Origin of the sequence: Mesorhizobium sp. M7A.F.Ca.US.014.04.1.1 (assembly GCF_003998745.1) — a bacterium.
Taxonomy (GTDB): domain Bacteria; phylum Pseudomonadota; class Alphaproteobacteria; order Rhizobiales; family Rhizobiaceae; genus Mesorhizobium; species Mesorhizobium ciceri.
This window is the reverse complement of the sequence record NZ_RZRW01000170.1, coordinates 1-10,301: the sequence shown is the minus strand read 5'-3', so window position 1 is coordinate 10,301 and position 10,301 is coordinate 1. Positions and strand designations below refer to the sequence as shown.

General features: G+C 63.4%; 7 protein-coding genes and 1 pseudogene. 5 read left to right on the top strand and 3 right to left on the bottom strand.

Going from position 1 to position 10,301, the window contains the following annotated elements:
- Positions 1-154 (bottom strand): annotated as a pseudogene (locus tag EOA22_RS13830) (S-(hydroxymethyl)glutathione dehydrogenase); the annotation flags it as partial.
- 198 nt (positions 155-352) lie between these two features.
- Between EOA22_RS13830 and EOA22_RS13825 the strand changes: the two are divergent.
- The 3 genes from EOA22_RS13825 (at position 353) to EOA22_RS13815 (ending at position 6,871) form a co-directional block, all read left to right on the top strand.
- Complete coding sequence (locus tag EOA22_RS13825) at positions 353-2,365, top strand: acetyl/propionyl/methylcrotonyl-CoA carboxylase subunit alpha (RefSeq protein ID WP_127390030.1); 2,013 nt, start codon at positions 353-355, stop codon at positions 2,363-2,365.
- Positions 2,366-2,472: 107 nt separating this feature from the next.
- The gene (gene dnaE / locus EOA22_RS13820) at positions 2,473-6,000 is read left to right on the top strand and encodes a DNA polymerase III subunit alpha (RefSeq protein WP_063167891.1); all 3,528 of its coding nucleotides are present in this window, start codon (positions 2,473-2,475) and stop codon (positions 5,998-6,000) included.
- A 67-nt stretch (positions 6,001-6,067) separates the two neighbouring features.
- Positions 6,068-6,871 carry a potassium channel family protein gene (locus EOA22_RS13815; protein ID WP_063167892.1) on the top strand — a complete coding sequence of 268 codons (804 nt, stop codon included), beginning with the start codon at positions 6,068-6,070 and terminating at the stop codon, positions 6,869-6,871.
- A 12-nt stretch (positions 6,872-6,883) separates the two neighbouring features.
- On the opposite strand, the gene EOA22_RS13810 is transcribed toward EOA22_RS13815, so the two are convergent.
- The gene (locus EOA22_RS13810; protein ID WP_013531939.1) at positions 6,884-7,765 is read right to left on the bottom strand and encodes a DMT family transporter; all 882 of its coding nucleotides are present in this window, start codon (positions 7,763-7,765) and stop codon (positions 6,884-6,886) included.
- A 198-nt stretch (positions 7,766-7,963) separates the two neighbouring features.
- Here EOA22_RS13810 and EOA22_RS13805 point away from each other — a divergent pair, with 198 nt between their 5' ends.
- Positions 7,964-8,470 (top strand): hypothetical protein, encoded by a 507-nt coding sequence (locus tag EOA22_RS13805; RefSeq protein ID WP_024503586.1) that lies wholly within the window; start codon positions 7,964-7,966, stop codon positions 8,468-8,470.
- Here the strand turns inward: EOA22_RS13805 and EOA22_RS13800 are convergent.
- A complete protein-coding gene (locus EOA22_RS13800) occupies positions 8,467-9,795 on the bottom strand; it encodes a DNA polymerase IV (protein ID WP_013531937.1) in 1,329 nt (442 codons plus the stop codon). The genes EOA22_RS13805 and EOA22_RS13800 overlap by 4 nt on opposite strands.
- Positions 9,796-9,860: 65 nt before the next feature.
- On the opposite strand from EOA22_RS13800, the gene EOA22_RS13795 reads away from it, so the two are divergent.
- Positions 9,861-10,301: GNAT family N-acetyltransferase (locus EOA22_RS13795; protein ID WP_164755416.1), on the top strand; the 441-nt coding region annotated here is incomplete at its 3' end.

Here is a 10,301-nt window from a genome sequence, read left to right as displayed (position 1 = left end):
GATCGGCGCCCGACAGTGTGAATTCGTCGGTGTGGCAAATGCCTGTCGCCTTGATCTCGACCAGCACTTCGCCCTCGCGCGGGCCCTCGAGGTCGACCTCCATGATCTCCAGCGGCTTTCCGGCGGCAACAGCGACAGCGGCGCGGGTTTTCATCAGGCGTCCTCCAATGCGAATTTTTTTCCAAGGTTTCAGGTTTTGCCGACACGATCAACTGGCAGCTGGCTCCCCGACTGGGCCACAGCGATGAATTGGAATCGCAAGTCGATTGAAAGGCAGTGAATTGCATGGTCGGCTTGACCCTGCAAGCACAGGCCATAAAAGGAACGGCCGACCCGAGGGATGACATTTCGCATGTTCACCAAGATCCTGATCGCCAATCGCGGCGAAATTGCCTGCCGCGTCATCAAGACGGCGCGCAAGATGGGCATTGCCACCGTCGCGGTCTATTCCGATGCCGATCGCGACGCCGTGCATGTCGAGATGGCCGACGAGGCGGTGCATATCGGGCCTTCGCCAGCCGCGCTGAGCTATCTCGTCCCTGAAAAGATCATCGCCGCGTGCAAGGAGACGGGAGCCCAGGCCGTGCACCCCGGCTACGGATTCCTGTCCGAGCGGGCGGCCTTCTGTGAGGCGCTGGAAGCGGAAGGCATCATTTTCATCGGCCCGAAGCCCAAGGCGATCAAGGCGATGGGTGACAAGATCGAATCGAAGAAGTTCGCCAACGCCGCCAAGGTTTCCACCGTGCCCGGCTGGCTCGGCGTCATCGAGAATGCCGATCATGCCGAAAAGATCGCCGGCGAAATCGGTTATCCCGTGATGATCAAGGCTTCGGCCGGCGGCGGCGGCAAGGGCATGCGCATCGCCTGGAGCGAAGCCGAAGTGCGCGATGGCTTCGACCGCGCGCGCTCGGAAGCCAAGAGTTCGTTCGGCGACGATCGTCTCTTCATCGAGAAATTCGTCGTCGATCCGCGCCACATCGAAATCCAGGTGCTGGCCGACGCGCATGGCAACGCGCTCTATCTCGGCGAGCGCGAATGCTCGATCCAGCGACGCAACCAGAAGGTCGCCGAAGAGGCGCCGTCGCCATTCCTGGACGCCGCGACACGCAAGGCCATGGGCGAGCAGTCTGTGGCGCTGGCCAAGGCCGTCGACTACCAGAGCGCCGGCACGGTCGAATTCATCGTCGACAAGGACAAGAACTTCTATTTCCTTGAAATGAATACACGATTGCAGGTCGAGCACCCGGTGACGGAGCTCATCACCGGCATCGATCTGGTCGAGCAGATGATCCGCGTCGCCGCCGGCGAAAAGCTTGGCCTGAAGCAAAGCGACATCGAGCTGAACGGCTGGGCGGTGGAAAGCCGGCTCTATGCCGAAGACCCTTACCGCAATTTCCTGCCTTCGATCGGCCGGCTGACCCGCTACCGGCCGCCGGAGGAAGGACAATTCGGCGATGTCGTCATCCGCAACGACACCGGCGTCACCGAAGGCTCCGAAATCTCGATGTTCTACGATCCGATGCTCGCCAAGCTGTGCACCTGGGCGCCGACGCGTCTGGAAGCCATCGATGCCATGTCGGAAGCGCTCGACAGCTTCGTCGTCGACGGAATCGAGCACAACATTCCGTTCCTGGCTGCCTTGATGCAGCATCAGCGTTGGCGGGAAGGGCGGATATCGACCGCTTTCATATCGGAGGAATATCCCGACAGTTTCGCGCCGGTCGTGCCGAACGACGACGAGAAAGCGGTGCTGGCGTCGATCGCGACCGCAGTGGAACTGCTGCGACGTGATCGGCTTGACCGGCTGGGCGGGCGCCTGGCGCCGCATTCGGGAGCGCTGAAGCGCGACTGGGTCGTGAAGATCGATGATGACTATCTGTCGGCGTCCATCATCGAGGGCATGATTTCCATTCCGATGGAAGTCGATCTGTCGATCGCGGGCGGCAAGGCGCTGACCGTTGCATCCGGCTGGCGGCCGGGCGATCTGGTCTGGCGCGGTACGGTCGGCAAGCGCAAGGTTACGGCTCAGGTCAGGCCGGTCGCCAATGGCTTTCGCATCGCCTGGAAAGGCATGTCGGTGACCGCGCGCGCCATGCTGCCGCGCACCGCCGAACTGGAAAGGCTGATGCCCGAAAAGGTGGCGCCGGACACGTCGAAGCTGCTGCTTTGCCCGATGCCTGGCCTTGTCGTGTCGATTGCCGTTGCCGAAGGCCAGGAGGTCAAGGCAGGCGAGACATTGGCGGTGGTCGAAGCGATGAAGATGGAAAACGTGCTGCGTGCCGAACGCGACCTTGTCGTCTCCAAACTCAACGCCAAGCCTGGCGACAGCCTGGCTGTCGACGCTGTGATCATGGAGTTTGCTTAGGGCTAGCCGGGCAGGCAGCCTGTGATCAGCAGTGGTTTGTGCTGGACTGGCATCGCGCGGTCCCGGACAATACATCTCCATCGACTCAAGGACCTTCACGCAGCACCATGGCCGACGAAAAACTCCCCCGCGATCCCTTGAAGCGAGAAGCGGCGATTGCTGCGGCGCGGCCGGAGGCCCCGGCGCGGCCCTTCGTCCATTTGCTCGTGCATTCGGCCTATTCGCTGCTGGAAGGCGCCTTGCAGATCGGCAAGGTGGTGGCTCATGCGGTCAAGGACGAAGCCCCGGCCATCGCCGTTACCGACACCAACAACCTGTTTGGCGCGCTCGAATTCGCGCAGAAGGCGGTGAAGGACGGCATCCAGCCGATCATCGGCTGCCAGACGGCGCTCGCCTTTTCCGGCGAAAACAGCGATGGCCAGCGCGACCGCCGACGGCAAGGTCCCGATATGCGGCCGGTCGTTCTGCTTGCCGCGACCGAGGCGGGCTATTCCAATCTGGTCAGGCTGGTCAGCCGCGTCTACCTCGAAACGCCGCCGGGCGAAGCCGTGCACCTGACCACGGAAATGATGGAAGGCTATTGTGACGGGTTGATCTGCCTCAGCGGCGGACCGCGCGGACCGATCGGCACCGCGCTCAAGGAAGATCGCCGCGATCTGGCCGAAGCCCGGCTTCTGACTCTCAAGGAGATGTTCGGCGACCGGCTCTATGTCGAGCTTGATCGGGTTTCCGGTTATGATCGCGTGATCGAAAAATCCTCGATCGATCTGGCCTATGCCCATGAACTGCCGCTGGTCGCCACCAACGAGGCGTTCTTTTCCTCTCGCGACGACTATGACGCACATGACGCGCTGATTGCCATTGCCGAGGGATCGGTCGTTGCCGCCGACAACCGCCGCCGGCTGTCGCCCGACAATTTCCTGCGCAGCCAGGCCGATATGGCAAGGCTCTTTGCCGACCTGCCGGAGGCGATCGACAACACTGTCGAGATCGCGCTGCGCTGCTCCTATTACCCGAAGAACCGCAATCCGATCCTGCCGCGCTTCACCGGCGGCGATGTCGCCGACAATGACGCCGCCGTGCAGGCGGAAGCCGACGAACTGGCCCGCCAGGCCCATGAGGGGCTCGACGCGCGCCTTGCCATGCATGGCCCGACCGCGGGCTATACGGTCGAGCAATACCGCGAGCGGTTGAACTTCGAGCTTGGCATCATCACCAAGATGAAGTTTCCCGGCTACTTCCTGATCGTTGCCGACTTCATCAAATGGGCCAAGGCGCAAGGCATTCCGGTCGGGCCTGGCCGCGGTTCGGGCGCAGGCTCGCTGGTCGCCTATTCGACCACCATCACCGACATTGATCCGCTGCGCTTCTCGCTGCTGTTCGAGCGCTTCCTCAATCCCGACCGCGTGTCGATGCCCGACTTCGACATCGACTTCTGCCAGGATCGGCGCGAGGAGGTCATCCGCTACGTCCAGCAGAAATACGGCCGCGACCAGGTCGGCCAGATCATCACCTTCGGTACGCTGCAGGCGCGCGCCGTGCTGCGCGACGTCGGCCGCGTCCTGCAAATGCCCTATGGCCAGGTCGACAAGCTCTCCAAGATGGTGCCGCAGAACCCGGCCAATCCGGTCAAGCTCGCCGACGCCATCGCCAACGAGCCGCGCTTTGCCGAAGAGGCCGAGAGGGAGCCGATCGTTCAGACGCTGCTCGACATGGCGCAGAAGCTGGAAGGCCTCTACCGCCATGCCTCGACGCACGCCGCCGGCATCGTCATCGGCGACCGGCCGCTCTCGGAGCTGGTGCCGATGTACCGCGATCCGCGCTCGGACATGCCCGTCACCCAGTTCAACATGAAATATGTCGAGCAGGCCGGACTGGTGAAGTTCGACTTCCTCGGCCTGAAGACGCTGACCGTGCTGGAGACGGCGGTGAAGCTGATCCGCCGGCGCGGCATCGAGATCGACCTGGCAACCATCCCGCTCGACGATCCCGAGACCTACGCCATGCTGTCGCGCGGCGAAGTGGTCGGCGTGTTCCAGGTGGAAAGTGCCGGCATGCGCAAGGCGCTGATCGGCATGCGGCCCGACTGCATCGAGGACATCATCGCGCTGGTCGCACTGTATCGACCCGGCCCGATGGAAAACATCCCGACCTACAACGCCCGCAAGCATGGCGAGGAGGAGATGGCCTCGATCCATCCCAAGATCGACCATCTGGTGAAGGAGACGCAAGGCGTCATCGTCTACCAGGAACAGGTGATGCAGATCGCGCAGGAGCTGTCGGGCTACTCGCTCGGCGAAGCCGATCTGCTGCGCCGCGCCATGGGCAAGAAGATTCGCGCCGAGATGGACAAGCAGCGCGAGCGCTTCGTCTCCGGCGCGGTCGAGCGTGGCGTCGGCAAGCCGCAAGCCGACTTCATTTTCGACCTGCTGGCCAAGTTCGCTGACTATGGTTTCAACAAATCGCACGCCGCCGCCTATGCGGTGGTTTCATACCAGACCGCCTATCTCAAGGCGCATTATCCGGTCGAGTTCCTGGCGGCGTCGATGACGCTCGACATGGGCAACACCGACAAGCTCGCCGATTTCCGCCAGGACGCGCTGCGCCTCGGCATCGAGGTTCTGGCGCCGTCGGTGACATCGAGCTTTCGCCCCTTCGAGGTCGGTGAGAACCGCATCTATTATTCGCTGGCAGCGCTCAAGGGCGTCGGCGACGCGGCGGTCGAGCACATCGTTGCCCAGCGTGGCGAAAAGCCGTTCAAGAACCTCGCCGATTTCTGCGAGCGGGTCGATCCCAAGATCGTCGGCAAGCGCGTCTTCGAAAGCCTGATCATGGCCGGCGCGCTCGACTGCTTCGGCCACGACCGCGCGTCGATGATGGCGGGCGTGGAACGCATGATGGGGCTGGCGTCGCTGGCGCAGCAGAACGCGGTTTCCGGACAGCACGACATCTTCGGCGCCTCGCTCGGCGCCCAGTCGCAGGCACTCAATCTGCCGGCGACAGAGCCGTGGCTCGCCGCCGACCGGCTGCACCGTGAATTCCAGGTGGTCGGCTTTTACCTCTCGGCCCACCCGCTCGACGAGTACAAGGCGGCCCTGCAGAAGATGCGGGTGCAAACGTGGGCCGAGTTCTCGGCGGCCGTCAAACGCGGTGCCGCCGCCGGCCGCCTGGCCGGCACGGTGACATCCAAGCAGGAACGCAAGACGCGCACCGGCAACAAGATGGGCGTCATCGCCTTTTCGGATACGTCAGGCCAGTACGAAGCCGTGCTGTTTTCGGAAGGACTGGCACAGTATCGCGACCTGCTCGAGGCCGGCCGCTCCGTCGTCATCACCGTTGCGGCCGAGGACAGGCCGGAAGGCGTCAATCTGCGCATCAACTCGGTGCAGTCGCTGGAGGATGAGGCAAGTCGCATCCAGAAGGCGCTGCGTATCTTCGTGCGCAACGCCACGCCGATCAACACGCTGGCCGGCCAACTGACCGTCAGGGGCGAAGGCCAGGTCAGTTTCGTGCTGATCAAGGAAGAAGGCGAGGGTGAAATCGAGATAGAGCTGCCGAACCGCTACCGTATCTCGCCGCAGATCGCCTCGGCGATGCGCGCGGTGCCGGGCGTGGTCGAAGTGGAATTGGTGTGACCCCCGCTCTTTTCGGGGCGCGGCAATCAGCCGGGCGGTCGCTGCGGCCAACGCCGGCGCAGTCAGCATGAAGCCGGCGCAGAGGAATGGGTCGCAGGCGGTTTCAGCCTTGGCGCGGCTGCGTGACCGGCTGCGCAGGCTTTATCATGGGCGCACGCCGGCCGCTTTCCGGTTCCAACTGGTGGCCGTCGTCATCGACCTCGCCATCATCGCCTTCTTCATCGCGACGCCGGTTCTCCAGGACAAGCCGTCCTTCCTCTGGCTCGACTATTCGGCGGCCGCGCTGGTTGCCGCGGACCTCGCTGCCCGCCTGCTTGCCTCCAAGAACATGCTGCGGCTGATGAAGCAGCCGACCTCGTGGGTCGATGTCTTCATCCTCTTGACGCTGCTGATGCCAACGGCGTTCGCCAATCTCGCCTTCCTGCGCATCCTGCGGCTGTGGTCGCTGTCGCGCAGCGGTTCGCTCTGGCGGCATTTCGAGATGCGAGGACTGCGGCCGTGGCGAGAGGCCAGCCACGCGGTCATCAACCTTTTGACCTTCCTGTTCGTCATCACCGGCTTCGTCTACACGTTCTTCTTTCGCACTGGCGCCGGCCTGGAAAACTATATCGACGCGCTTTATTTCACTGTCGCCACGGTGACGACGACCGGCTTCGGCGACATCGTGCTGCCGGGCATGGCCGGCAAGCTGACGGCAATCGTCACCATGATCATCGGCATATCGCTGTTTGTCAGACTGGCTCAGGCGATCTTCCGGCCAGCCAAGGTGTTGTTTCCCTGTCCGCAGTGCGGCTTGCGGCGGCACGAGCCGGACGCCGTGCATTGCAAGGCCTGCGGCCATCTTCTCAACATACCCGACGAAGGGAACTGACGGCCGGCGGGACTACGACGCCGCCACTTCGGCCGGCTTTATCTGCCTGCGCTGCAGATTGAGCAGATTGCCCATCAGGATCAGCAGCGCGCCGCCGGCGGTGAAGGCGTCGATCTGCTCGCTATAGAGCAGCCAGCCGATCAGTGCCGATAGCGGCACGCGTAGAAAATCCATCGGCGAGACGATGGTCGCGTCGGCATAGCCAAGCGCTCGGGCCATACAGAAATGCGACGACATGCCGGTGAAGGCGATCAGCACGATCCATGGCCATAGCTCCAGTGGCGGGTTGCGCCACGTATAGAGCGCCGGGATGAGACCGACCACCGACTGGACAATCAGCATCCAGCAGATGATGCGTACGACGCTGTCTGTCCGGGTCAGCGACTTGACGGTGACCACCGAGATGCCGAAGCAGGCCGCGGCGCCCAGCACGACGAGATGTCCAGGATCGACCGAGCCGACACCGGGGCGCACGATGATCACCACGCCGATCAGCCCCAGCGCGATCGCTGCCAACTTGGGCCGGTTCAGCCTTTCGCCCAGAAAGATCACCGCCAGGATAGCTGTCCAGATCGGAGTGGTGAATTCGATCGAGATCAACACGGCCAGCGGAATCAAGGTGAGGGCGTAGAGCCATGCCGCCTGGCCCGTGTAATGGATGACGTTGCGGGCGATATGGGCAACCGGGCGCTGCGTGCGCATGGCTTGAAAGCCGCCACTCATCATCACCAGCGGCAGCAGGATGAAGAAGCCGATCACGGAGCGCAACTCCAGCACTTGGAAGACGTTGAGCTCCGCTGTCGTGGCCCGGCCGGCGACCGTCATGCCAAGGAACGAGGCGATAGACAGCGCCATCCAGAACGCGGCCTTGGGGATCGAGGGGGTGGGTGCCATTCGCGCTATGTCGCAGGCCAGCACCTCTGCCGCAACCGCTAGCCAAGGCATTCTTCTGGGCCAGTCGCGACTGGCTCGATGTTGTAAAACAGTCATGTGGCGGACGGAACCTGAAATGGTAGGTGGCGTTGAGTCCCGATGGTCAGCCGTGCTCGTGGATCGCCCCGCCTTTTTTCGAAAACGACAAGGAGAGCTTCGATGAGATCCTTCGCGCAATTCGCGCTTACCGGCGGTCTATTGGTTGCGGCAGGCGCAGCACATGCCGACGAGACCCAATTTCTTCAGTCGTTCAAGGGCAATTTCGCCGGCAAGGGCACTGTCCAGGTAACCACGGATGCTCCGAACGTCAGCGTATCGTGCAGCTTCAAGTCGAATGCGACCTCAACCTCGCTATCGCTGGATGGAAATTGCCGCGGTCTCATTGTGGTGTCGCGGGCCATCAGCGCCAATCTGAAAGTTACAGGTGCCAAATACAGCGGCACCTATGTCGGCTCTCGCACGGGACCGGCGCAACTCAACGGCAGCCGTTCGGGCAATGCGATCAACCTGGGCATTCGCTGGGCCAAGGAGGTCAATGGCGACCGAAGGGCGCAGATGAAGGTCGAGAAACGCGGCGAGAACGGCATGCGGCTGACCGTCATCGACACCGACCCGAAAACCGGCAAGAGCGTGGTGACGAGCAGGATAGACTTGCAGCGCACCTAATCCTCGAGCGGCTCCGGCGGATGGGCATCGCGGCCCTTGCCGAATGTGTAGCCGGTTTCCACCGCCTTGCGGCCGAACTTGTCGCGCAAGGCATCGATGGCGCCCTCGGCCATGGCGCGCTTGCGCGACTGGATGTCGACCAGATCGGGCGGGTCGGCCTTGTCGTCGTCCGAGAGGTCGCTGACGCCGATGCCGAGCAGCCGATACTTCGTGCCGTCGGTTTCCTTGCGCAGAAGCTCCACCCCAGTCTGAAAGATGCGGTCGGCGAGCCGGGTCGGGTCGCCGAGCTGGCGATTGCGCGTGCGCAGCTTGAAATCCTGGCTCTTCAGTTTCAGCACCACGGTGCGCCCGGCAATGCCTGACTTTTTCAGCCGTGCCGAAACCTTTTCCGAAAGACCCCTGAGAACCGCGATCAGTTCCTCCAGCGACGCGATGTCGGTGTCGAAGGTGGTTTCGGCCGATACGCTCTTGGCGTCCTGATCGGGATCGACGCGGCGGACATCCTCGCCGCGCGAAAGGTGGTAGAGCCGGTCGCCCATCGTGCCATAGCGGCGCATGAGGTCGCCGCGATCCATCTGCTGCAGCTGGCCGATGGTGCGGATGCCGTCACGCTCCAGCGTTGCGTTGAACGCCTTGCCGACACCCCAGATCATGGTCACCGGCTGCGCCGCCAGGAAGCCGACCGCCTCGGCTTCGCCGATGACCGAGAAGCCGCGCGGTTTACGGAAGTCCGACGCTATCTTGGCGAGGAACTTGCAGTAGGACAGGCCGGCCGAAACGGTGATGCCGATCTCCTTCTCGACCGCCAGCGCAAAGCGCGCCAGCACCACAGCGGGTGGCAGGCCGTGCAGTCGTTCGGTGCCGGCGAGGTCGAGAAACGCCTCGTCGATCGACAGTGGCTCGACCAGCGGCGTCAGCGCCTGCATCATGGCGCGCACTTCGCGGCCGACGCGGACGTATTTTTCCATGTTGGGGCTGATGACCACCGCCTCCGGGCAGGCTTCGAGCGCCTTGAACATCGGCATGGCCGAGCGGACGCCCTGGATGCGGGCGATGTAGCAGGCGGTGGAGACCACGCCGCGCTTGCCGCCGCCGATGATCAACGGTTTGTCCTTGAGCGCCGGATTGTCGCGCTTTTCGATTGCCGCATAGAAGGCGTCGCAATCGATATGGGCCAGATGCAGCCGGTAAAGCTCGGGATGACGCGCAAGCCGGGGGCTGCCGCAGCGCTCGCAGCGGCGCGTCTGGCTGCGCTGAAGCATCAGGCAGTCGCGGCAAAAACCGTGATCGGGATTGTTGACAGGGGCCGCCATCGCTGCGAACATAAAGAGAACAGAGGCAATGGTACGACAGTGCAAGGCCAGCGACAAGGCTGGCCTGGGGAGAACGCATGAGCACGACCATAGCGCCGCTTGCGCCCGAGCTTTGGGCTGAATTCGAGGACCTCTTCGGCAAGCAAGGTGCCTGCTACGGCTGCTGGTGCACGCACTTCCGGCTGGCGCCGGCGATGCGTCGCGAGAGCAGCCGGGAACGCAACAAGGACCACATCAAGGCGCGCATCGAGGCCGGCCCGCCGCCGGGCCTGCTGGCATTCGAGGACGGTCAGGCGGTTGGCTGGATGCAGATCGGACCGCGCGCCGACGTGCCCGAATGGAACAACCAGGGCAGGGGGTCGGCACCGGTCGATCCTGCCGACGCCACGGATCCGGCCGTCTGGGCGATCTCCTGCTTTTTCATCCGCGGCAAGGCGCGCGGCAGGGGCATCACGCATCGCCTCGTCGAAGGCGGCCTCGATTTTGCCCGCCAGAACGGTGCACGGCTGCTCGAGGCT